This is a genomic window from Pandoraea commovens (assembly GCF_024704525.1).
GTDB classification, from domain to species: Bacteria; Pseudomonadota; Gammaproteobacteria; order Burkholderiales; family Burkholderiaceae; genus Pandoraea; species Pandoraea commovens.
On record NZ_CP102780.1, the window covers coordinates 1,703,525 to 1,725,912 of the forward strand.

Sequence of the window (22,388 nt, forward strand, 5' to 3'; positions counted from 1 at the left end):
CGCCCGTCTGTCCTGACGGGCGCGGCGAGGTGCTGCCCGCGTTCGGTCGTCGCTTCATTACAGAGAACGCTTATGGACATGTTAGATGCCCTCCATCTCGCCCGATTGCAGTTCGCATTTACGGTGTCATTCCACATCGTGTTCCCCGCGATCAGCATCGGCCTGGCCAGCTTCCTCGCCGTCCTCGAATGGCGCTGGCTGGCAACCGGCGACGAAACGTACAAGGACATGTTTCTTTTCTGGTCGAAGATCTTCGCTATCGGCTTCGGCATGGGGGTCGTGTCAGGCGTTGTTATGGCCTACGAGTTCGGTACCAATTGGGCCGGCTTCTCGCACGTTGCCGGCAACATCACCGGACCGCTCCTGACTTACGAGGTGCTCACCGCCTTCTTTCTCGAAGCGGGTTTCCTCGGCATCATGCTCTTTGGCTGGGAGCGTGTGAGCGCGCGCGCTCACTTCTTCGCCACGCTGATGGTGGCCGTCGGCACGCTCATCTCGACGTTCTGGATTCTGTCGTCGAATAGCTTCATGCAAACGCCGCAGGGGTATGCGATCGAGGCCGGACGCATCGTTCCGGTGGACTGGTTCAAGGTGGTGTTCAACCCGTCGTTTCCGTATCGACTGGCGCATATGACGATTGCGGCATTCATCGTCGCAGCGTTCATCGTGGCGGCGTGCGGGGCCTGGCACCTGCTCAAAGGCCGTCGCGACAAGCCGGTCAAGCGTAGCTTTTCGATGGCGCTCTGGATCTTGTTGGCGCTCGCCCCGATCCAGATCGTAGTGGGCGACGCCCATGGGCTGAACACGCGCGAATACCAACCGGCAAAGATCGCCGCTATCGAAGGGTTATGGGAGACGGAGAAGGGCGGTACCGCGCTCAATCTCTTCGGCCTGCCCGACATGAAGGATGAGGTGACGCGTTATGCCGTCAAAGTCCCGCATCTGGGGAGTCTGATCCTCACGCACTCATGGGACGGCGAGATTCGCGGCCTCAAGGAATTCGCGCCGCAAGACCGCCCGTACTCGCCTGTCATCTTCTGGACGTTCCGCATCATGGCCGGCCTCGGCATGCTCATGCTGCTCACCGCGCTCATCGGTGTCTGGCTGCGTCTGCGTGGGAAGTTCTACGAGACGCGCTGGTATCAGTGGATGGTGCTTTGCATGGGGCCGTCGGGTTTGATTGCTTTGCTTGCAGGCTGGATCACGACGGAAGTCGGACGTCAGCCATGGACGGTCTACGGCGTGCTTCGCACCACTGAATCCGTCTCACCGGTCAGTGCGCAACAAGTCGGTGTCTCGCTGCTGATCCTCGTGGTCGTGTATTTCCTCGTGTTCGGCATGGGCGTGTACTACATGCTCAAGCTCATGAAGCAGGGGCCGAGCGAGAGGACTGAGTTCTTCGTGCGCCTGAAGCATCCGGGGCTGAACAATCGGGCCCTGTCGGAACCGTTCGAAGCCGTTCAAGGGGAGTAATGCCATGCATATCGATCTGCCTGTCGTCTGGGCGGCCATTATCGGCCTGGGCGTATTTATCTATGTGGTGCTCGACGGTTTCGACCTTGGCATTGGACTGCTGTTTCCGTTCTTCGACAGCAAGACCGACCGTCAGGTCATGCTCAACACTGTCGCCCCGGTCTGGGATGGCAATGAAACGTTCCTCGTGCTTGGCGGCGCCGGGCTTTACGGTGCATTCCCCGTGGTGTACGCGACGTTACTGCCAGCCAACTACCTGCCGTTGATTCTGATGGTCATCGGCCTGATCTTTCGGGGCGCGGCGTTCGAGCTTCGTAACAAGGCAAGGCGAACGCAGCATGTCTGGGACCTCGCCTTTATCGGGGGCTCCGCGCTCGCAGCTTTCTGTCAGGGCGTTGTGCTGGGATCGCTGCTGCAAGGTATTCGTGTGGTGAACGGCCAGTTCGCGGGCGGTCCGTTCGATTGGCTCTCACCGTTCAGCGTGTTCTGCGGTATGGGAGTGCTCGTGACTTATGCCACGCTGGGCTGCGGCTGGCTGATCATGAAGACGGACGGTGAATTGCAGCGAAAAATGCGGCTGCTCATGCGACCGTTGGTTAGCGTTTTGCTCGGTGTCGTCGGGCTGGTCAGTCTCTGGACGGTGCTGGGCCTGCCGGGCGTCGCGCAGCGCTGGTTCGGCAGCGGCCTGCTGATGTGGTTCCTGCCGGTGCCCGTGCTGGTGCTGGCATGCGTGGCGGCCATCTATCGCTCGGTTCGCCTGCGACATGAGGCCATGCCGTTCGTGCTCACGCTGGCGCTGTGCTTTCTCGGCTATAGCGGGCTGATCATCAGCATCTGGCCGAATATCCTGCCGCCGTCGCTCACGATCTGGGAGGCGTCGTCAAGCCCGCAGAGTCAGGCGTTCGCGCTGGTCGGAACGGTCATCGTGCTGCCGATCATCCTCGTCTACAACGCGATGCAGTACCGTGTTTTTCGCGGCAAGGTTCGCGAGCATGACGCCGGCTATCACTAACCCTTATTGTCATTCATGATCGTCCGGCCGAAACAAAGCTGGTTCCGTCTCCTGTTCGTCTGGAACGGCTCAGTGCTGCAGTCCATCATTCCGCAGTTGCTGTTCATGGCGGCGGTCAGCAGCCTGGCCGTCTTCACGCATGGGCGGATTTTCGGCGAGAAGATTCCGCTGAATACGACGTTGCTCACACTCTTCGGTCTGACGCTCGCCATCTTCCTCGCGTTTCGCAACAACGCGAGTTACGAGCGGTTTAACGAAGCGCGGCACCTGTGGGGCAATGCCCTGATCGCCACGCGCACCCTCGTCTCGCAGGTACTCAGTTACGTGCCTGAAGCGGGGGAGACGCTGCGCATCGCCGATTTGAGCGTCGCGGTCATCTACGCGCTCAAGCACCAACTGCGCGGCACCGATCCATACGACGACCTGAGCCAGTTGCTTGGCCCCGGTCAGGCGGCGTGGTTCGGCGCTAAGCAATACCGGCCCGTGGCGATCCTGCATGTCTTGCGCGAACGTCTCACACGTGCACACAGTCAAGGCCGTGTGACGGATGCTCAGTTCTGGACGCTGGACGCCCAACTGGTCGAGCTGGGTAAAACCATCGGCGGGTGCGAACGTATTGCGTCGACGCCGATCCCTTTCGCTTACAGCGTATTGCTCCATCGCACGGTCTATACCTACTGCGTGCTGCTGCCGTTCGGGTTGGTGGATTCGACGGAGTTCTTCACCCCGCTACTGTGCGTGTTCATTTCGTACACGCTCATCGCGCTCGAAGCGATTGCGAACGAAGTCGCAGAACCGTTCAGCGTGGCACCCAACGCACTGGCGCTCGATGCGATGACCCGAACGATCGAACGCTCGGTATTCGAGCTTTGCGGGCGCGAACTGCCCGAGCCGGTCGCACCGAAATATCCCTATCAACTGACCTGAGCAGGTGCGGCGCACAGAACTGTACTCTTCGACGCGGCCCCGAATTGTGATCTTCGTCGACCGGCTGCGCGCCTATGCTGTGGACATGACTTACGCTTTGGCGCCCGCGCCGGAATCTTACGTGAACGCTATCGCCGACACTTCGCCCGACCTGACGTGCGCCTCCGCACCGGCGGTGGCTGGCGGGCCAGTGCCCGACCTGCGCGGGCGCTGGCTTCGCGATCTTCGCCTGTCGGTCATCGATCGGTGCAATTTCCGCTGCACCTATTGCATGCCGCGTGGGACGTTCGGCGCGGACTATCCGTTCCTTGCTTCGTCCGAGCGTCTGTCGTTCGATCAGATGGAGACGTTGGCGCGCAGCTTTGCGCTGCTTGGCGTCGACAAGATCCGCATAACGGGCGGCGAGCCATTGCTGCGGCGTGGCGTTGAGTCGCTCATCGAACGCCTTGCGGCGATCCCCACGCTCGGTGGCACGCCAATGGAAATTGCGCTGACGACCAACGGTACGCTGCTCGCAGCCAAGGCGAAAGCACTGCACGCTGCTGGCCTGACGCGGGTGACGGTCAGTCTCGATGCGCTGGACGACGGCGTTTTCCGGCGCATGACCGACACGGACGTGCCGGTGGCCCGTGTGCTGGAGGGCATCGCGGCGGCGAGCGCTGCCGGTCTGGCGCCGGTAAAGGTGAACACGGTCATTGAGCGCGGGGCGAATGACGATCAGATCCTGCCGCTCGTACGCCACTTCAAAGGCACGGGCGTGGCACTGCGCTTCATCGAGTACATGGACGTCGGTGGCGCCGATGGCTGGGCGATGGACCGTGTGGTCACGGCAGACGACGTACGTCGCCACGTCGAATCCGTCTATCCGCTTGTTCCGCTCGAAGATGTGCGCGCGGGAAGCACGTCGGTAAATTTCGGGCATGCCGACGACGTGTCGTCCGAAGTCGGATTCATCGCCAGCGTGTCGAAGCCGTTCTGCGGTGACTGCACGCGTGCGCGTGTCTCCTCGGACGGTCGGTTATACACCTGTCTGTTCGCGACGCAGGGGTTGGATATTCGCCCCTGGCTAGGAGACGGGATCGGAAACGGGGCGTCGCCCGAGGCGCTCGCCGACGTGGTTCGGGCGCATTGGGCGCGACGTGGCGACAACTACTCCGAGCGCCGGGCCCAGCGCTCTGCGGCGGGCGGGAAACGTCGATATCCGACGATCCGCATGTCGCTGGTCGGCGGTTGAGCCCGCCGTTGTGTCGGCGGCCCCGAGGGCACCGACGGTGTGAGAATCATAGGGGTTCACGATGACGGCTTCTTTCCCGTACATGCAGGCCATGCTGCCCACGCCGGGTGTTTCAAGCGGCATTTCGTCAGGCGTGGAAGTTCGACTGCAGGTGCAGAACATCGCTATCGAAGCGGAACTCGCGCAGGTCATGCGTCACCCGAAGACCGGCGCCATCGTCAATTTTCTCGGCGTGGTGCGGCAAAGCGGCGACATCGACGACGTCATGGCGCTCGAAATCGAGCACTACCCAGGCATGACCGAGCGCACGCTCTGGACCATTGTCGAGGAAGCGCAGGCACGCTGGCCGCTCGATACCGTAAAGATCGTCCACCGTATCGGGCGGGTTCCGCTGGGACAGGCGATGGTGATGGTGATCGTGGCAGCGCAGCAGCGGTCTTCGGCGTTCAGCGCGTGCGAATTCCTGATGGACGTTCTGAAGCACAACGCGCCATTCTGGAAAAAGGAAGTGCGGCGCGACGGCGCGACCGAGTGGGTTGTGCCTCACTCAACAAACGAACATGCGACGATTCGGTGGGGGTAAGTCCCACAACGTCGCTCCCGGCTCTAATCATGAAACTGACCATTAAGTATTTCGCGAGTCTTCGCGACGCGCTCGGGCTGGACGAGGAGATCGTCTACGTCGACACACCGGACATCAGCATCGAACGATTGCGCGCCGTGCTGGCCTCGCGCGACGCCCGCTCGCACGACGTGTTCAATGGCGAGCGCCCGGTGCGTGTGGCCGTAAATTTCGACCTTGTAGACACGGCTTTTGTGGTGCGCGGCGACAGCGAGGTCGCCTTCTTCCCGCCCGTCACCGGCGGCTAATCGGCAGATCGCGCGGCTTACATCGCACAGGCGTGCGCAGATGGCTGCCTACTTCGCACAGGTGGTGGCGAGTTTGCCCACGGTGATGACGGCTTGCTCGATTTCGGGGGACCACGGGGTGCTGTAGTTAAGGCGGATGAAATTCCGATAGCTGCCCGAGGCCGAGAACATATAGCCAGGACCGACTGTGATGCCGCGCTCGAGCGCGAGCTGATACAGCTTCATGCCGTCGACCTTATCCGGCAATTCCACCCAGAGTACATAGCCGCCCGCCGGGTTTGACAGACGTGTGCCCGCCGGGAAGAAGCGCGTCACGATGGCCTTCATCAGGTTGGCTTGCTGTGCGTAAGTCTTGCGCAACCGGCGCAGATGATGCTCATATCCTTCACGCTCCAGAAATTCGGCGATGGCCAGTTGGGGTATCGACGCGGTGGTAAGCGTGTTGAGAAACTTCAGTTTCTCGACCTGGTCCCGGTATCGGCCAGGCAGCGCCCAGCCGATTCGGTACGCCGAGGCAAGTGTCTTCGAAAACGACGAGCAGTGCAGCACGAGCCCTTCGCGGTCGTATTGCTTGAGCGTGGTGGGGTAAGTGTCGCCGTAGTACAGCTCGTTGTACACGCCGTTCTCGATGAGCGGCATGTTCAGTTCGGCCGAGAGCGACACGAGTGCGCGTTTGGCTTCGTCCGGCATCTCGAACCCGAGCGGGTTCTGGAAATTCGGCATCACCATGCAAGCACCGATGCGCTGGTCGCGGGCAATGCTTGCCAGCGCATCGACGTCGATGCCGCGCGCCGCATGCGTCGGGATTTCGATGGCCTTCATACCCATGCGCTCAATGGCGTGAAGCATGGCGTAAAAGGTTGGCGATTCCACTGCGATGACATCGCCGGGCTTGGCGACGGCTTGCAGGCACAGGTTAATGGCTTCCGTCGCGCCGACCGTCACGATGATCTCGGCGGGATCGATCGTCACCCCCTTTTCGGAGTAGCGCTTGGCGATCTGACGGATCAGTTTCGGATGCCCGGGCGGCAAGGCGTCTCTCATGCCTCGCAGCGAGTCGTCGCGCGCTGCGGCGTAGGCGTACCGGTTCAACTTCTCGAAGGGAAACGCGCCGGGGTCGGGGTAAGGCGAGCCGAGCGGCACGGCGTCGTCGGTGGCAATGGAGCGCAGCGTCGAGAGCACCAGCCGACTCACGTCGACGGAAGCCGAAATCGCGATCGGTTTTGGCTTCGCAGCAGTCAGGGCCGGTGCTGCGTAGGCCTCCAGGGTACTCACGAAGTATCCGGATTGCGGGCGACTGACGATCAGTCCGCGGCTCTCCAGCAGCAGATAGGCGCGAATGACGGTCGTAATGCTGATCTGGCGCTGCTGGCTCGTCTGACGCACCGACGGGAGGCGCTCCCCCGGCTGATAGACACCGTTGGCGATCTGGCTCTGGATGTCGTCCGCCAGCGTCTCGTAAAGTCTCATCGCGTGCTCCCTGCCTGCCAACTGTGTTCTTCACACCGCCGATTTTGTTCGTTGTGACGATGTCTGCGTCACTCTATCAGAACTGTACTCTTCGCTACCTCCTGTTTTTGTGCACTCACACATCGCTTTTCGAGGACTACGCTTGAGTCATTCGGAATAGAGGGATCACTATCATGGCAAAAACAGCGAGAAGTAAGGCAGATAATCCGCGCGAACGATGTTGTCCGTGTCGACCGGCAAAGGGAGGTGTTCGATGAATCTCCTCGAAGCCATGCGCGTTTATGTGCGAGTGGTCGAGCGCACCAGCATTTCGAGCGCTGCGCGCGATTTGGGAATCGGGCAGTCCGCAGTCAGCGAGCGCATCGAGCGACTGGAGCAATTTCTCGGATGCCGCTTGCTGCAACGCAATACGCGCGCAGTTAAGTGCACGTCCGAGGGTGAGGTGTTTTACACAAGCAGCAAGCAAGTCCTTGAGGCCGCAACGCGCGCCGTTTTTGAGGTCTCGCAGGACAACACCCAGATGGCTGGCCAGATTCGCATTGCTGCCCCGCATTGTCTGGGGGAGGGCGTCGTGCCTGAGGCCATTCGGCATCTTCGGGCTGTATGTCCTTCCATGTCGATCGATCTGGTGCTCGAAGACCGTCCGCTGGATCTGATTTCAGAGGGCGTGGATCTGTCGTTTCGATTCGGCCGACCCGCCGATGGCAGCTTTATCGCCTGCCAGTTGGGGCAAGTTCAGCGAATGCTGGTGGCCGCGCCGTCCTATCTGGCGCGCGCACCGGTGATTCGGCAAACGGACGACATTGCTGCGCATCCGTTTATCCGCATCAAGGGCGACTTCGATAACGAGGCGCTGCCATTGATCGATGCGCAGGCTCGGGAGAGCACGACGCCGATTCAGACAGCGATGACGATGAGTCATTGGCGCCCCATGTATGACATGCTGTGCGGTGCTGCGGGCATTGGGGTCGTCAAGGTGCCCGCCTGCATAGAGGCGCTCAAGGGCGGCAGCCTTGTTCCGGTGCTGCCGGGACACAAGGTGCCTCCTTTGGACCTGCATTTGTTGATTCAGGCGAAACACCCTTTCCCATCGCGCGTTCGCCTGGCCGTCGATGAGATCAGACGATGCGTTCCGGAAATCCTTCGGGCCCGGGAAATGCGAGGAGAAGCATATGGCTCACCATGACAGGCCGCGTCGTGGCGATCGGCGACGGCAGCTTCTGTGGTTCATCGCGTTATGGTGCCTCGGCGTGGGCGTAACCGCCGCGCTGACACTTCCGTTGCACCTGCTGGTCGTTTGGGCGAAGTAGTGCGATCGCCGGAACGCAAGCGGGCCTGAGCTCCTGCGCAACGCAATGCCCGGAATCTCCCGTCACTCGCGCATGGCCCGCATGTGCGAGAATCCTCGCTTACGAGGCAAATTCGTTGCCGAGGAGTGTCCGATGACTGCTACATCTGCCGTTTTCGCCGTTCTGGTCGCGCTGTGGTTGGGCGCCATGATTCCCGGGCCGAGCTTCGTATTGGTCGCGCGCAACGCGATCGGTCTGTCTCGTCGCGATGGGCTGGCGACAGCCTTCGGCATGGGCGTCGGCGGCATTTTCTTCGGCGGCGTTGCGCTCGCCGGGCTTTACACGCTTTTACAGACCGTCGAATGGCTCTATATCGGCCTGAAGGTCGCAGGCGGCGTTTATCTGATCTACGTCGCGTGGAAGATATGGCGCGGTGCCGGGCATCCGATTACGGTCGATGCCACGCTGACGGCGTCCCGCGGCAGCGTACGCAAATCGTTCTGGATTGGCCTCAGCACGCAATTGAGCAATCCCAAGACGGCCATCTGGTACGGCAGTATCTTTGCCGCGCTGTTGCCGCAGCATCCGCCGCTGTGGTGTTACTTCGTGCTGCCGCCACTCGTCTTTGCCATCGAATTCGGTTGGTACACCATTGTCGCCCTGTGTTTTTCGAGCAAAGGGCCGCGCGAGGTGTACCTGCGCGCGAAGAAGTGGATCGACAGAATTGCCGCCGCGGCCATTGCAGCGCTTGGTCTGCGCTTGATTCTTAACGCTTCCAAGGCGGGTATCTGACATATACGCCAGCCGCTCAGGCTGGCGTAGCTTCCACCGCCGGTGCCTTCGGTAACGTGATCGTAAACGTCGTCCCAACCCCAACTTGACTGGCGACGTCGATAGTCCCCTTGTGGAACTCAATAGCGGCGTAGACCACCGCCAGTCCCACGCCGGAGCCATCTTCCAGTACCGCATTACTGCGCGAGCGGAAGGACATCTGGAAGATCTCCTTCAACTCGTCCGCCGGGATGCCGGTGCCGTTGTCTCGCAGCACCACCTGGAAAGCCTCACCTATATCCGTCACGCTCATATCGATGGCGGGTTGCGCCATCGTGTACTTCGTTGCGTTGCTGATGAGGTTGATGAATGCGTGGAACAGCACGTTGCTGTCGCCGATCATCTTGCTGTCCATGCCGGACGGTGCTTGCACCGTAATCGTCGCGTTCGGGAACATGTCCGAGCCGACGCCGCGCACATCCTCCAGCAACGCTACCAGAGACAACTCCGCGCGCTTGCCGAATTTCGGATCGTCCAGCGATGCGCTTTGCGCCGCATCCAACCAGTTCTGAATCAGGTTATTCAGCTTCGCCACCGCTTCGCGAATCTTCGTGTAACGCGGCGTCGAATCCGTTTCCTCGTTACGCGGGTTTAAGAGCCGCTGCGCGTGCCCGTCGATCACGCTGAGCAACGTACGGAACTCGTGCGTGGCCATCGAGCGGAACGTCTTCTGGAAGTTATTCAGACGCTCTTCATTCGCCAGCGCCCGCTGCAAAATCGTGTTCTTCGCCGTCGCGAGTTTCTGGTTACGCACCAGCGACGCCGTGCTTTCCTGAATCTTCGACAGCGTGCGCGACAGCGTGCCGATTTCGTCACCGCGCGAGAGCCACGGCAGACGCAGCTTGTCCTTGCCCGACATCGTGTTGCCCGCCATCCGGATCAGACGCGTCAGCGGGCTGAGAATCACGGTGTCCACGTAAATCAGGCAGAGCAGGGTGACGACGATCATCGCGGCAATCAGCGCATCGATTTGCAGCAGATGCTTGCGTGCCGCGCTGTTCTTCACCTCGACTTCCTTGATCAGCGACTCGGTGCTGCGAAACACCAGCGAGCCGAAGGTGCTGTTCGCCTGCGTGTACTTATTGTTCGAGTCGCCGCGATAGAGCTTGGCGGCATCGCTCAGCTTGCCGGTCTGCGCAAGCTGAAACACCTGATTCGACGCGCGACGGTACTGCGCCCATTGCGACTGAAACTTCGAGAATGCGAGACGGAATTCGTCGTGGGCCAGCACCTTCTGATAACGGTCCGACGCCGACTTGATCTTGTCGTCGAACTCGCTTGCCGCCGTGCGGATGTCCGCAAGGGCCTTGGGCGACATCGGCGCGAGGGCTTCGGACTCCACCGTGCGGAAGTCGGAGATGTAGTCGTTCAGCTCTTCGAGCAGGCTCAGATTCTCGATCTGGGTGCGCTCGGCAGCGATGGCGCGCTGCTGGGACGAGTCGACCTGATGGTGCACGGCGACGCCCACGGCGATCATCGCCACGAGACACAGTGCGAGCAGGAGATACATCCGCCCCCGGATCGGGAGCGACTTGGGCGGTGTGGAAGACGCTTTCGACATGCGATGTCAGCAGTAATCAGCAGGTGTGGCCCGGCGCGGCGACGCGCTCAGAGCTGGATGATATTGAGCAGGGCGGCACGCACCACGGCTTCGGTGCGGGTGGCGACGTTCAGCTTCTCGCGGGCATTGTCGATGTGGAAGTCGACCGTGCGCTTGCCCAGATCGAGAATGATCGCGATTTCGGCCGACGTCTTGCCCTTTGCCGACCATTGCAGCACTTCCACTTCTCGCTTCGACAGACCGAAGGGCAACGGCGTGCCTTCCTCCGGCTCGTCATGCTCGGTGTACTTGCGGATGACGGTGTCGAGCACGTCGAAATCCACCGGCTTGAGCATGTACTCGTCCGCACCGGTGCTGTGCCCGCGCATGATCGATTCCTTGTCGGCGTTGCCGGTCAGGAAGATGAAGGGGATCTTGCGCTCGCCCTGAATGATGCCGCGAGCGCTTTCCAGAAACTCGAAGCCGGTCATGCCTGGCACGTTGACGTCGCACACGATGATGTCCGGCATGAACGCGGCGAGCGTTGCCAGCGCGGCCGAAAAATCGTGCGCGACTTTGACGACATAACCGCGATCCGTCAGATCTTCTCGAATCAGATCTGCCGAATCTACGTCGTCCTCAATGCAGAAAACTTTGGTGGGAGATGACATCCCGCTGGCCCCGGTTTTTTATGGAATAGACAAATCGTACTAAAAAATCACCGGACGACGAAATTTCGCAGAAATACACGCGCATGACACGTCTCGCGTTATCCGGTCATCACTTGTTCTCGCCCAATAAGAAAAGGACCGCGAGCGCGGTCCTTTCTGGGCGGGAGATTTTGCATGAGTGCCCGATCAGGCGAAGAGTGCCGGGCAAATCTCAAATGCGAGCCGCATGCCGATCAATGCCATGTTTTGGAGGTTTTCGATCATGACGTGTTCTCCGTCGTGCGTGAGGTTGGGGCGGCTGAGGGGCCGGTGAAGTGGCTCAGTAGCCGAACACATGCCCGACGTGGATGGCGCATTGCATGCCGGTTTCGATGCAGGTTTCGTTGTAGAAGAGGCTGTCGACGAGGTTGAGGATGAGGCTCATGGTGGTTTCTCCGGTGTTGGGTGCGATTTAAGCGAGTCGGTGACGATCAGCCGAGGGCCGAGACGATGGTGCCGACGAGGCCGAGGATCGAGGCGAAGCCGTAGGTGACGAGTGCGGGCATGGTGTTTCTCCTTAAGTCGGTTTGTTGGGTTTGGCGGCTGTCGTTGTGTTGCGTTAGCCGGTGAGTGAAGTATCGTCATCGCCCCCTCGCCGCGAAACTGTGATTAATACAGGTCGGCCCGATTTCAGAGGGACTCGTGATTGTCTGAGGGAAAAAGTGCTTATTTCATAGGGGGTTACGGGCGCTCGCCGTAAAACCCCGTATAAATCGCAGTGACGTCGTTCAGAGTGCTCCGTACCATTCGCTTCGCATTACAAAGCCTTACAGAAGCGAAATAGAACAATGGAGTACTGAATGAGGACGATTCGGATGACCTGCGTCGCATTTGCGGCGCTTTGCACAATCACGTCGGCCGCGCAGGCCTACACGACGATCGACATCGCCGACCGCTACGGCACGCCGTTCATACAAGCGCGGCTGTTTTCCCCGACGGATGGCGCTTATGCCACCGACCCCAACAATCGAGACCAGTTTTCGACGGGCACGCTCTCGCCGTTGCAAACCGATCAGATTCGCAGCGCCCTGAACTACTGGGCTGAGGTCATCAAGGTGAAACCCGGTCGCTCGCCCGCGATCATCAATGTGGGGATGAGCACAGAGAACGGCGCGCACGCGTACAGCCCTTACGCGTTCGAGGCGGGCGACCCGACGGCCACGGGCGGGCAGAACCCGACGCTCGTGCAGGCAGCGCTGCAGAACAACCCGCTCGCGCGTGATAGTTATCACAACGCGAACGGCGAGATCACACTGGGCCAGATGGCGTTTTCGACGGCAGCGCCTGCGGCGTCGCAAATCCCACTCAATAGCAACGCCGACCTTCCGGCGGTCATGTTGCACGAAGTGGCGCACGCGCTGGGTGTGGGGACGAATATCGCCGAGATCGAGTTGCCGTCGGGCAAGCATACGAACCAGTTTGCGACGGTTCTGGACTCGTGGTCCGCGCACCTGTATGACGACAACGGTCGTCAGGCGAAGGCCGGACAAATGATTCTCACGCCGGAGGATGCGGGCACGGTGGCCGACCCCAACGCGTTCGACGCCCGCAACGACACGGCGTATTTCACCGGCGATCACGTCAGGGAAGTGCTCGGGGACTCGATGAAGGGCATTCCCGTGAAGGCGATGTTCGACGAGACGACCTACGATTCGCCGATCTTCTCGCACATCGAGCTCAAGAACAGTCTGATGAGCCACCAGACCTACCGTAACTACACGGCGTTCATGGAGGCGGAGCTGGCCGCGCTGCAAGACCTCGGCTACGACATCGACCGGCGCAACTTCTTCGGTCGTTCGATCTACAACGACGGCCTGACGCTGACCAACGACAACCCGTTCTTCGGCCGCAATGCCGATGGCACGGCCTACATCCCGAACACGTACAACACGGCGACGCTCGGGCTTGGCCTGCACATCTACGGCAGCGGCAACACGGTCGCGCAGCGCGCCGACCTCCTGACCATTGGCGCGGGCGGGGCGGGCATTCGGGTGGACGGTGTGGGCAACAACGTGACCGTGCTGCCGGGCACGCGCATCTATGCGGACGGCAGCAACGGACGCGGCGTGATGTTCACGTACGGCAAGAACCATTCGTTCGTGCAGCGTGGCGACGTTCAGGCACTCGGCGCCAACGGCATCGCGGCGAGTTTCGATTTCGGCCACAACGCGCTGGGTGACGCTGGCGACTACCGTGGGTCTTACATCTCGACGAAAGTCGATCCCGTCACCAAGCTGACCTTGCCGCTGCCCGACGAACTCGACGGTCCGCTCGTGACCCGCGCAGACATTACCGGACGCCTCGCGGGCACCTACGCGTCGCTGTACATGTCGGAGAACGGCTACGTCGGGGAGATCAACATCATGCGCGGGGCGGCGCTGTACGGCGACATCATCTCCAGGTACGCCGAGCGGGACGCCCAAGGGGCGCTGCGTCTCACGCAACTGAACTTCGGTCTGACGCCCGATGCGAACGGCCTCGCGACGACCGCAGCAGACCCCACGTTCAATTTGCGCTACGACGGCAATATCGTCGGTAGCAATCTGGCGCTGACGATGGCGGGCGGCACCACGCAGATCAACGGCGACCACACGGTGCACGACGTGGCTGTGCTCAGCGGCGCGACGCTCACCGGCAACAGCCGTTACACGCTCGACTCAGCGGGCGCTTTCGTGAACGCGGGCACGGTAGCGCCGTCGGTGGCGGGCAGCTTCATCAGCATCGGTGGCGACTACTCGCAGACAAGCACGGGCCGGTTCGTCTCCTCGCTGTCGGACAACGGCACGTTTACCAAGCTGGTGGTGACCGGCCACGCGGCGCTCGACGGCACGCTCGCCATTGCGCCGCAGCGCGGCTGGTACGCAAGCGGCATGACGGTGACGTCGGATCAATGGCTGAACGCGTCGAGCATCGGTGGTGCGTTCGCCAACGTGACGACCCTGCTGTCGTCGCCGACGTTGCTCGCCACTGCGAGTTCGCTCGGCAACAACACGTATCGGGTGCAGATCGCCCGCGCTGGCAACGCCTATTCGCAATACGGCATCGATGGTAATAGCCGTCGCGTAGGCGCCGCGCTCGACCGCATCGCGGGCAGCGTCGGCCGCGACTTGCAACCGCTCGTCACAGCGCTCGACTTCTCGGCCGCAGACGGCAGCGACATCGCTCGTGCATTGCCGCAACTGACGCCCGCCGCCTACGGCGCGATGTTCACCGGCGGGCTGCTGCGGGAGCGTCAGTTGACGGACATGGTGGCCACCGCCGTCGATGCGGACGGCAGCCAGAACACCGGCAACGGTGCGCTCACGGGTAACTGGCGCGGGTTCGCCATGCCGTTCGGTAGCGGTTACTGGCGTGGGCGCAGCGGTGACATGGCGGGTGCGAGCGGCAACACGTACGGCGTGGTGTTCGGCGTCGAGAAGGCGGCAGGAGAGGGGCGCGACTGGACCATCGGCGCGCACGGCGCGGTCAGTGGCCAGTCGACGCGTCTGGACGGCCAGACGCCCGGGTCGGGCAAGACGACGGCGTTCGACATTGGTGTGCACGCGCGCTATGCACCGTCGGCGAGTGCCGGTCCGCACGCGTTTGCCCTGGCGCGTTTCGGTGTCGAGGACGGTCGTGTCGACCGGACCATCGCGGTGAACGGGTACTCGGCCACGCCGCGCGGCACATGGACCGGCGCGACAGCATCCGCGAGCATCGGCGGCGGCTGGCGCTGGCAGTTGAGCAGCACGACGAGTGCAGGCCCGGTGGCGGCGCTCGACTACACCGCGCTGTATCGTCCGAGCCTCACGGAAGACGGCGCTGCAAGCCTGCATCTCGACGGCAAGACGTTCAACTCGCTGCGCACCCGCGTGGGCGGTGAGTTGCGCTTCGATCTGCCGATGGTCTCCGGCAACGCGCTGACGGCCAATCTGCAAGCGACTTGGAACCACGAGCTGACGAGTGGGGCGATCAACCAGACGGCCAGCTTCGCGGGCTATCCAGGGGCATCGTTCACGACGCGCAGCGAGGTCGTCGGTCGTGACAGCCTCGGCCTGCAAGCCGGTGTGTCGTATCGCATGGCCCGCAAGATCGTGCTCGGCGCGGCCGTATCCAGCAACGTCTATAAGGCTGGAAATGCCAACATAGCAGGTTCCGTGTCGGCAACATGGAGGTTTTGATGTATGTAATTAAGGTTGCATCAAAGCGATAAACAAAGACGTTACCAGAAAGACCAAAGAACGCCAGGAATTAGCACTTCCTGGCGTTTTTTCATTTGGCATGGCATGACGCAATTTCGGTTTCAATGCGCGAACCATCAGTTCCCGAGTGCGTCATTATGTCGCGATGTATGGAATATGTGCATGCGTAGCATTCGTAACGCAAATAGTATATCCATACATAGAGGCTTAAGATGTCCATGCATAACGTCTCGCTCCCCCGCAGAGGAAGGGCAGACACGACACCCGGCACGCATTGGCGCACGTGGTGTGCGCGCGTCGCCGCTGCGATGGCGATGGTGCCCATGAGCGGCTGCACGATGGAGCTGTTTGACCCCAAAGGCAGTGTCGGCGAGCAGGAGAAACACCTGATCCTGATCGCGCTGGGCGTCATGCTGCTTGTCGTGATCCCGGTCATCGTGCTCACGCTCGTGTTCTTCTGGCGCTACCGCGAGACCAACACCGCGGCGACCTATTCGCCGAAGTGGTCCCACTCCACCAGGATCGAAGTCGTCGTGTGGACGATTCCCGTGATCATCGTCGTGGCGCTCGCCGTGATGATTTGGGAGACGACGCACAAACTCGATCCCTATCAGCCCATCGCACCCATCGCCGCCGACAAGCCGCCGGTGCGTGTGGAAGTCGTGGCGCTGAACTGGAAGTGGCTATTCATTTACCCGGATTACAAGGTGGCAACCGTCAACAAGCTGGTGCTGCCGGTCGACACGCCCGTGGAGTTCAAGATCACAGCCGAGTCGCTGATGAATGCGTTCTTCATCCCGCAACTGGGCAGCATGGTCTACGCGATGTCGGGCATGCAGACCAAGCTGCACCTGATCGCCAGCGAGACCGGCACTTATGCGGGGATGTCGTCCGCTTATAGCGGCCCGGGCTTCTCGGACATGCACTTCAAGGCGCACGTCACTTCGCAGGGCGACTTCGACAAGTGGGTGAAGGAAGCGCAGGCCGTGCCCGACACGCTCGACGCACCGACCTACGTGAAGCTCGAACAGCCGGGTACCGCTGCGCCGGTCGCCGTCTACGCCAACGTCATGCCGGGCCTGTTCGACGCCGTCGTCGGCAAGTACATGGGGCCGATGGATGGTGGCGCACAAGGTACGCAGGGCATGCGTGTCTCGGGCAACAGCGCCATCGACGACATCATCGCCGCCGCCAATTGCCGCGTGGACGGCCAACTGGACAGCCGCGCGCTCCTCGCGCAGCGTCCCGAGCGCGAGGCCGGTGCACAACCCGCATCGCAGCGCGCGCTCACGGAGTAAGTCATGTTCGGAAAACTCGATCTCGACGCCATCCCACTACACGAGCCCATCATCATGGGCACGCTCGTCGTGGTGCTGCTGGGTGGCGCGGCGCTGCTCGGCGCTATCACGTACTTCAAGAAGTGGGGCTATCTCTGGACGGAGTGGATCACTTCCGTCGACCACAAGCGCATTGGTGTGATGTACATCATCCTTGCGCTCGTCATGATGCTGCGCGGCTTTGCCGACGCGATCATGATGCGCGCGCAGCAAGCCATCGCCGCCGGTGGTGAAGCGGGCTATCTGCCGCCGCATCACTACGATCAGATCTTCACGGCGCACGGCGTCATCATGATCTTCTTCGTGGCCACGCCGCTGGTGCTGGGCCTGATGAACGTGATCGTGCCGTTGCAGATCGGTGCGCGCGACGTGGCGTTCCCGTTCGTCAACTCGCTGTCGTTCTGGCTGTCGGCCATGGGCGCGGTGCTCGTCATGATGTCGATGTTCGTCGGCGATTTCGCCGCGACGGGGTGGGTCGCGTATCCGCCGCTCTCGGAGCTGGGGTATAGCCCGACGGTCGGGGTGGATTACTACATCTGGTCGCTACAGATATCGGGGCTGGGCACTACGCTCACGGGCATCAACTTCATCGTCACTATCCTGCGCATGCGTGCGCCGGGCATGAACCTGATGAAGATGCCGGTGTTCACGTGGACCGCGCTGATCACCAACATCCTGATCGTTGCCGTGTTCCCGGTGCTGACCGCCACGCTCGCGTTGCTCACCGCCGACCGTTACCTCGGCATGCACTTCTTCACGAACGAACTCGGCGGCAACGCCATGATGTACGTGAACCTGATCTGGATCTGGGGACACCCGGAGGTGTACATCCTGATCCTGCCCGCGTTCGGTGCGTTCTCGGAAATCATCGCCACGTTCTCGCGCAAACCGCTGTTCGGCTACAAATCGATGGTCTACGCCACGTCGTCGATCGGCATTCTGTCGTTCTTCGTCTGGCTGCACCACTTCTTCACGATGGGTTCGGGCGCGAACGTCAATGCCTTCTTCGGCATCATGACGACGATCATTTCGATCCCGACCGGCGTGAAGCTGTTCAACTGGCTGTTCACGATGTACCAGGGCCGTATCCGTTATCACTCGGCCACGCTCTGGACCATCGGCTTCATGGTGACGTTCGCCATCGGGGGCATGACCGGCGTGCTGCTGGCCGTGCCGGGCGCGGACTTCGTGCTGCACAACTCGCTGTTTCTCGTGGCGCACTTCCACAACGTGATCATCGGCGGCGTGGTGTTCGGCTGCCTCGCGGGCATTACGTTCTGGTTCCCGAAGGTCTTCGGCTTCACGCTCAACGAACGTTGGGGCAAGTTCTCGTTCGCCTGCTGGCTGATCGGCTTTTACCTCGCGTTCATGCCGCTGTACGTGCTCGGCTTCAAGGGCATGACGCGCCGCATGAACCACTACGTGCAGGCCGACTGGCAGCCGTACCTCATCGTGGCGGCCGTCGGTGCTGCAGTGATCGGTCTGGGCATTCTGTCCTTTGGCGTGCAACTCGTCGTGAGCATTCGCGACCGCAACGCCAACCGCGACCTCACGGGCGATCCCTGGGATGCGCGCAGCCTGGAGTGGGCGACGTCTTCGCCCGCGCCGTTCTACAACTTCGCGCACGTGCCGCACATCGACTCGCTGGAGCAGCACTGGGATGACAAGGAGCGCGGTCTGGCCTACGTGCAGCCGACGCACTACGAAGATATCCACATGCCACGTAATACCGGCACCGGTTTCATCGTCTCGGCGTTCAGCTTCGTGATGTGCTTTGCGCTGATCTGGCACATCTGGTGGCTGGCCGGTGCGAGCCTGATCGCGACGATTGCCACGTTCCTGTGGCGCACCTACGACCGCGACGTCGATTACTACGTGCCGGCGGCCGAAGTGGAGCGTATCGAAAACGCCCGCTTTGCCGACCTGCGTGCCGCGCATCGCGCGCATCAATCCCTGCAAAAGGCCGCCTGATGTCCTCGGCATCCCTTCATACCTCACACGGTCACGGCGCTGCTGCCGGAGCCGACGCCCACGCTCACGGGCACCACGACGCAGGCGCGACGACGACGCTCGGCTTCTGGATCTACCTGATGAGCGACTGCCTCATCTTCTGCGTGCTGTTCGCGACGTTCGGCGTGCTCGCTGCAAATACGGCCGGTGGGCCGACCGGCCGTGAACTGTTCGAGCTGCCGTTCGTGCTCGGCGAGACGATGCTGCTGTTGCTCTCGAGCTTCACGTTCGGGCTGGCATCGCTGTCGATGCGTCCGGGCAACGAGGGCGTCGTCCAGCGCTGGCTCTGGATCACGTTCGCACTCGGTGCAGCGTTCGTGTCGATGGAAATCTATGAGTTCTCGGCACTGCTGCACGAAGGCGCAGGCCCGGGACGCAGCGCGTTCCTCTCGGCGTTCTTCACGCTGGTGGGCACGCACGGTCTGCACGTGACGTGCGGTCTGCTGTGGCTCGTCGTGATGATCCATCAGATCGGACGCTTCGGCTTCGATCCGGTCGTGCGTCGCCGTCTGCAATGCCTGAGCCTGTTCTGGCACTTTCTGGACCTCGTCTGGATCTGTGTCTTCACCTTCGTTTATCTGCGGGAGTTCGTATGACGAGCGCGCAAGTTCACGACCACGGCGCTTACGCCTCGCAGAGCCATCTGCGCGATTACATCATCGGGTTCTTCCTGTCGCTGGTGCTGACGTTCGCGTCGTTCGGCGCAGTCATGCTCAAGCTCGTGCCGAGCGGCTGGGGGCTTGCGACCATCGTCGTGCTATGTGTGGCGCAACTGGTGGTGCAATTGGTGTACTTCCTGCACATCGGTGCGAAGCGCAGCCAGCGTCAGAACTCGGCCATCTTCCTGTGCACGGCCGGGCTGATTGCGATCATCGTCGCGGGTTCGTTGTGGGTGATGCACAACGCCAACGAGAACATGATGCCCACGCACATGTCCATCGACCGGGCGAAGCTGCGCGACTGACCATGGACCGCCTCAAATGCATGGAGGTGTTTGTGCAAGTGGTGCGCGCCGGCAGCCTGTCTGCCGGTGCGGCCGCCTGTGGGATGTCGGCCGTCACGGCCACGCGCCACGTGCAAGCGCTCGAAGCCCGACTCGGCCAGCCGTTGCTGCGCCGTAGCGGACGGCGTCAGGTGCCCACCGATCTCGGCGAGCGTTACTACACCGAGTGTGCCGAAGTGCTCGCGCGCGTCGAGACGGCTGACGCGTTGGGCGACGGGAGTCCTGCGCGGGCACTGCTCGCGTCGGCGATCTCGCGGCCTGTCGGCCAGATTCGTGTGAGCGCGCCCACTACGGTCGGCTCGCATCTGCTCATGCCGATCTTTGCGGAGTACTTGCAGACGCATCCGGACGTGGCGCTCGACCTCGCACTCAAGGACCGGGCCGTCGATCTGGAGGAAGAGGGCATTCACGCTGCCTTTCAAGCGGGCGGCAATCCCGAACCGGGGCTGGTCGCGCACACGTTGCGCGGTGTGACGCGCGTGGCGTGCGCGTCGCCCGGCTATCTTGCGCGACGCGGCGTGCCCCGTCAGCCCGCCGATCTGGCCGGGCACGACTGCCTCGGCTTTCGCTACGACGAGGTGCTGGGACGCTGGGAGTTTGCGCCTGCCGGGGCGTCGGGCGATGCCCGTCTCATCGCGCACAATCCGCTCGCGCAGCTTCAGGCGGCGGTGCATGGCATGGGTATTGCGCTGCTGCCTGAGTATTTGCTTGCGCCTGAGGTGGAAGCGGGGCGTCTGGTGCGTGTGCTCGAAGCGCAGGCGCAATTGAGCGAGCCGATGCATCTCGTGCATCTGGCGGGGCGCTACGTGTCGTCCAAGCTTGACGACTTCGTGCGCTACATGGTGGCGAAGCTCGGGCCGGAAGCTTGTCCGGTGGCCTCATCGGCTTGATGGCGGTTTGATGGTGGCCTGATGCCGGACTGATCCGGCAGTCACAAACTTCGGCTAAGATGCAGCCATCGACGTCGTGGCCGATGCGATATCTCCAAGAGCGGGGCCTGCCGAGCCCGCCATCCCTTAGATCCGGCAATCATGCTATCTGGCAAAGCATTGCGACGCCTGCTCGCCTGCACCTTTGCGGGCACGGCGCTTGTCTGGACGACGGCGGCGCTCGCGCAACCGCCGCAATACAAGAACGACGCGGAGTTGATGGGCGCGGCGATCGCGTCGCCCGAGGGCGTCGGTCAGGTGCTCGACCGGCTCGTGCAGAAGTGCGGGCTGTATAGCGAGGCGACCAAGGCGCATGGGAATGCCGTGCTGCGTGCATGGCAGGCGCGGCATCGCGACTATCTCACTGAGGGCCAGCGCGTGCGCGACGAACTGCGCGCCGTCTACACCGACCCCGAGGCGCGTCAGCGCTTCGACGATCTCCTCACCAACCAGTTTCCGAAGCTCGTCGAACGCCAGTTCGTCGTGTATTCGAACACCATTGACGATCAGCCAACGCAAACCGCGAAAGCCGAAATATGCGACGGCTATTTCAATGCGGTGGACGAACGTCAGTTCGATCTCAAGGTGAACGACCCGGCACTCGCGGCGTTTTTCGACCGGCGGATGGCGGCGCGCGAGGCAGCCGACGCGCCTGCCGCCGCGAGCATGCCCGGTGTGAAGTAGGCGACTTGTCGCGCGTCATGCTCGCATCACGGTGGCATCGCGGCGGCTTGACGGTAGCTTAACCTTGGCTTAACGGCGAATGTCGATGTGCTGGCGGCGGTGCATCGCGGCGAGTTCGGCGGCGGCGTCTCGCAGGGGGCCAAGCAGGGCTTGTGCGTCGAAGCGCGAGACGGGGCCGACGAGTGAGAGGGCCGCATAACACTGTTGCTGCGCATCCTCGACGGGTACGGCCACCGCCATGACGTCCGGCATATCGCGTTGGCTCGACGTCGCGTAACCGGTCTCCCGTGCCGCTTCGATGACATGCGAGTCGGCCAGTATTCCCCCCGCACGCAGCAATTCGTCAAGCGTGCCCTGCGGCAGGAACGCTGCGAGAATCCGGCCGGATGCGCTGCCGTCGAGCGTGAGGACGGCACCGATGCGCAGCTCCGCTTTGAGCACACCATGCGGTTCGGCACGGCGCGCAATTCGAATGCGTCCGTCATCCACCACCGCCAGCGACGCCGTTTCGCCAGTCGTGTCGGCAAGCTCCCGCAATACGGCTTCCGCACGGTCGCCGAGGCTTGCGTGGGCGAGCGCCGCATCCCCCACACGCGCCGCGTGCAGACTCAGCCGATACAACCCGTCATTTGTGGGCTCGACCCAGCCTGCCCGAACGAGTGTGAGAAGGCGCTGATAGACCGTTGCGCGGCTCCCACCGACGATACGCGCCAGGTCCACAAGGCGCATGGGACTGACGGATTCGCCCAATGCGTCGAGAACTTCGAGCGTCTTGAGGGCGGACGACAGCGGCCGCACGCCGCCTTCATCGTCAGGCTTTGCGTCTGTGGCGTTGTTGGCACTGCCGGGGTCAGGCTTCTTGTTCACGCAACATCCATCGGAGTCGAA

The 22,388-nt window shown here is 62.0% G+C and carries 19 protein-coding genes; 15 read left to right on the forward strand and 4 right to left on the reverse strand.

All coding sequences use genetic code 11. The features are described 5' to 3' along the window. Positions 1 to 72 precede the first annotated feature (72 nt). From NTU39_RS08185 to NTU39_RS08210, 6 genes are all read left to right on the forward strand, one after another. Complete coding sequence (locus tag NTU39_RS08185; protein WP_150665763.1) at positions 73 to 1,473, forward strand: cytochrome ubiquinol oxidase subunit I; 1,401 nt, start codon at positions 73 to 75, stop codon at positions 1,471 to 1,473. Between the two features lie 4 nt (positions 1,474 to 1,477). Beyond that, complete coding sequence (gene cydB, locus NTU39_RS08190; RefSeq protein ID WP_150665762.1) at positions 1,478 to 2,485, forward strand: cytochrome d ubiquinol oxidase subunit II; 1,008 nt, start codon at positions 1,478 to 1,480, stop codon at positions 2,483 to 2,485. 15 nt (positions 2,486 to 2,500) lie between these two features. Continuing rightward, positions 2,501 to 3,412, forward strand: coding sequence for a bestrophin family protein (locus tag NTU39_RS08195; RefSeq protein WP_150665761.1), 912 nt, complete (start codon positions 2,501 to 2,503; stop codon positions 3,410 to 3,412). Positions 3,413 to 3,497: 85 nt separating this feature from the next. After that, the gene (moaA, locus tag NTU39_RS08200) at positions 3,498 to 4,646 is read left to right on the forward strand and encodes a GTP 3',8-cyclase MoaA (protein WP_257959641.1); all 1,149 of its coding nucleotides are present in this window, start codon (positions 3,498 to 3,500) and stop codon (positions 4,644 to 4,646) included. 61 nt (positions 4,647 to 4,707) lie between these two features. After that, positions 4,708 to 5,229: a molybdenum cofactor biosynthesis protein MoaE gene (locus NTU39_RS08205; RefSeq protein WP_150665759.1), complete on the forward strand. Its 522-nt coding sequence runs from the start codon at positions 4,708 to 4,710 to the stop codon at positions 5,227 to 5,229. A 29-nt stretch (positions 5,230 to 5,258) separates the two neighbouring features. Then, a complete protein-coding gene (locus NTU39_RS08210; protein WP_150665758.1) occupies positions 5,259 to 5,516 on the forward strand; it encodes a MoaD/ThiS family protein in 258 nt (85 codons plus the stop codon). Between the two features lie 48 nt (positions 5,517 to 5,564). Here NTU39_RS08210 and NTU39_RS08215 read toward each other — a convergent pair whose 3' ends face one another. Next, positions 5,565 to 6,986, reverse strand: coding sequence for an aminotransferase-like domain-containing protein (locus tag NTU39_RS08215; protein ID WP_257959642.1), 1,422 nt, complete (start codon positions 6,984 to 6,986; stop codon positions 5,565 to 5,567). 253 nt (positions 6,987 to 7,239) lie between these two features. On the opposite strand from NTU39_RS08215, the gene NTU39_RS08220 reads away from it, so the two are divergent. Together NTU39_RS08220 and NTU39_RS08225 are read left to right on the forward strand one after the other, a co-directional pair. Continuing rightward, on the forward strand, positions 7,240 to 8,172 hold the full coding sequence (locus NTU39_RS08220) for a LysR family transcriptional regulator (protein ID WP_150665756.1): 933 nt from the start codon (positions 7,240 to 7,242) through the stop codon (positions 8,170 to 8,172). Positions 8,173 to 8,428: 256 nt separating this feature from the next. After that, positions 8,429 to 9,067, forward strand: coding sequence for a LysE family translocator (locus NTU39_RS08225; RefSeq protein ID WP_150665755.1), 639 nt, complete (start codon positions 8,429 to 8,431; stop codon positions 9,065 to 9,067). Positions 9,068 to 9,083: 16 nt separating this feature from the next. Here the strand turns inward: NTU39_RS08225 and NTU39_RS08230 are convergent, their stop codons facing one another. After that, a complete protein-coding gene (locus NTU39_RS08230; RefSeq protein ID WP_150665754.1) occupies positions 9,084 to 10,667 on the reverse strand; it encodes a sensor histidine kinase in 1,584 nt (527 codons plus the stop codon). A gap of 47 nt (positions 10,668 to 10,714) precedes the next feature. After that, a complete protein-coding gene (locus NTU39_RS08235; protein WP_150665753.1) occupies positions 10,715 to 11,317 on the reverse strand; it encodes a response regulator transcription factor in 603 nt (200 codons plus the stop codon). An 839-nt stretch (positions 11,318 to 12,156) separates the two neighbouring features. Here NTU39_RS08235 and NTU39_RS08240 point away from each other — a divergent pair. The 7 genes from NTU39_RS08240 (at position 12,157) to NTU39_RS08270 (ending at position 21,500) form a co-directional block, all read left to right on the forward strand. Then, the gene (locus NTU39_RS08240; protein WP_257959643.1) at positions 12,157 to 15,516 is read left to right on the forward strand and encodes an autotransporter outer membrane beta-barrel domain-containing protein; all 3,360 of its coding nucleotides are present in this window, start codon (positions 12,157 to 12,159) and stop codon (positions 15,514 to 15,516) included. A 359-nt stretch (positions 15,517 to 15,875) separates the two neighbouring features. Continuing rightward, positions 15,876 to 16,835 carry a ubiquinol oxidase subunit II gene (gene cyoA, locus NTU39_RS08245; protein WP_373275394.1) on the forward strand — a complete coding sequence of 320 codons (960 nt, stop codon included), beginning with the start codon at positions 15,876 to 15,878 and terminating at the stop codon, positions 16,833 to 16,835. A 3-nt stretch (positions 16,836 to 16,838) separates the two neighbouring features. Next, positions 16,839 to 18,845, forward strand: a complete 2,007-nt coding sequence (gene cyoB / locus NTU39_RS08250; protein WP_150577355.1) for a cytochrome o ubiquinol oxidase subunit I — start codon at positions 16,839 to 16,841, stop codon at positions 18,843 to 18,845. Next, entirely contained in the window at positions 18,845 to 19,480 is a 636-nt protein-coding gene (gene cyoC, locus NTU39_RS08255; protein ID WP_150660309.1) for a cytochrome o ubiquinol oxidase subunit III, read from the forward strand. The genes cyoB and cyoC overlap by 1 nt, the downstream gene beginning before the upstream one ends. Further along, complete coding sequence (cyoD, locus tag NTU39_RS08260) at positions 19,477 to 19,848, forward strand: cytochrome o ubiquinol oxidase subunit IV (protein WP_150665751.1); 372 nt, start codon at positions 19,477 to 19,479, stop codon at positions 19,846 to 19,848. The genes cyoC and cyoD overlap by 4 nt, the downstream gene beginning before the upstream one ends. A 2-nt stretch (positions 19,849 to 19,850) precedes the next feature. Then, positions 19,851 to 20,777 (forward strand): LysR family transcriptional regulator, encoded by a 927-nt coding sequence (locus tag NTU39_RS08265; RefSeq protein ID WP_150665750.1) that lies wholly within the window; start codon positions 19,851 to 19,853, stop codon positions 20,775 to 20,777. A 141-nt stretch (positions 20,778 to 20,918) separates the two neighbouring features. Further along, positions 20,919 to 21,500 carry a hypothetical protein gene (locus NTU39_RS08270; RefSeq protein ID WP_150665749.1) on the forward strand — a complete coding sequence of 194 codons (582 nt, stop codon included), beginning with the start codon at positions 20,919 to 20,921 and terminating at the stop codon, positions 21,498 to 21,500. Positions 21,501 to 21,569: 69 nt separating this feature from the next. Here NTU39_RS08270 and NTU39_RS08275 read toward each other — a convergent pair whose 3' ends face one another. Further along, entirely contained in the window at positions 21,570 to 22,367 is a 798-nt protein-coding gene (locus NTU39_RS08275) for an IclR family transcriptional regulator (protein ID WP_257959644.1), read from the reverse strand. Positions 22,368 to 22,388 lie beyond the last annotated feature (21 nt).

Bases quoted from the DNA above. Each gene is read 5' to 3' on its own strand.
- NTU39_RS08225 (WP_150665755.1), top strand. From the start codon at position 8,429: ATGACTGCTACATCTGCCGTTTTCGCCGTTCTGGTCGCGCTGTGGTTG.
- NTU39_RS08235 (WP_150665753.1), bottom strand. From the start codon at position 11,317: ATGTCATCTCCCACCAAAGTTTTCTGCATTGAGGACGACGTAGATTCG.
- NTU39_RS08195 (WP_150665761.1), top strand. From the start codon at position 2,501: ATGATCGTCCGGCCGAAACAAAGCTGGTTCCGTCTCCTGTTCGTCTGG.
- NTU39_RS08215 (WP_257959642.1), bottom strand. From the start codon at position 6,986: ATGAGACTTTACGAGACGCTGGCGGACGACATCCAGAGCCAGATCGCC.
- NTU39_RS08210 (WP_150665758.1), top strand. From the start codon at position 5,259: ATGAAACTGACCATTAAGTATTTCGCGAGTCTTCGCGACGCGCTCGGG.
- NTU39_RS08240 (WP_257959643.1), top strand. From the start codon at position 12,157: ATGAGGACGATTCGGATGACCTGCGTCGCATTTGCGGCGCTTTGCACA.
- NTU39_RS08220 (WP_150665756.1), top strand. From the start codon at position 7,240: ATGAATCTCCTCGAAGCCATGCGCGTTTATGTGCGAGTGGTCGAGCGC.
- NTU39_RS08230 (WP_150665754.1), bottom strand. From the start codon at position 10,667: ATGTCGAAAGCGTCTTCCACACCGCCCAAGTCGCTCCCGATCCGGGGG.
- NTU39_RS08185 (WP_150665763.1), top strand. From the start codon at position 73: ATGGACATGTTAGATGCCCTCCATCTCGCCCGATTGCAGTTCGCATTT.
- cyoC (WP_150660309.1), top strand. From the start codon at position 18,845: ATGTCCTCGGCATCCCTTCATACCTCACACGGTCACGGCGCTGCTGCC.
- NTU39_RS08205 (WP_150665759.1), top strand. From the start codon at position 4,708: ATGACGGCTTCTTTCCCGTACATGCAGGCCATGCTGCCCACGCCGGGT.
- cydB (WP_150665762.1), top strand. From the start codon at position 1,478: ATGCATATCGATCTGCCTGTCGTCTGGGCGGCCATTATCGGCCTGGGC.
- moaA (WP_257959641.1), top strand. From the start codon at position 3,498: ATGACTTACGCTTTGGCGCCCGCGCCGGAATCTTACGTGAACGCTATC.
- NTU39_RS08265 (WP_150665750.1), top strand. From the start codon at position 19,851: ATGGACCGCCTCAAATGCATGGAGGTGTTTGTGCAAGTGGTGCGCGCC.
- cyoD (WP_150665751.1), top strand. From the start codon at position 19,477: ATGACGAGCGCGCAAGTTCACGACCACGGCGCTTACGCCTCGCAGAGC.
- NTU39_RS08270 (WP_150665749.1), top strand. From the start codon at position 20,919: ATGCTATCTGGCAAAGCATTGCGACGCCTGCTCGCCTGCACCTTTGCG.
- cyoB (WP_150577355.1), top strand. From the start codon at position 16,839: ATGTTCGGAAAACTCGATCTCGACGCCATCCCACTACACGAGCCCATC.
- cyoA (WP_373275394.1), top strand. From the start codon at position 15,876: ATGGAGCTGTTTGACCCCAAAGGCAGTGTCGGCGAGCAGGAGAAACAC.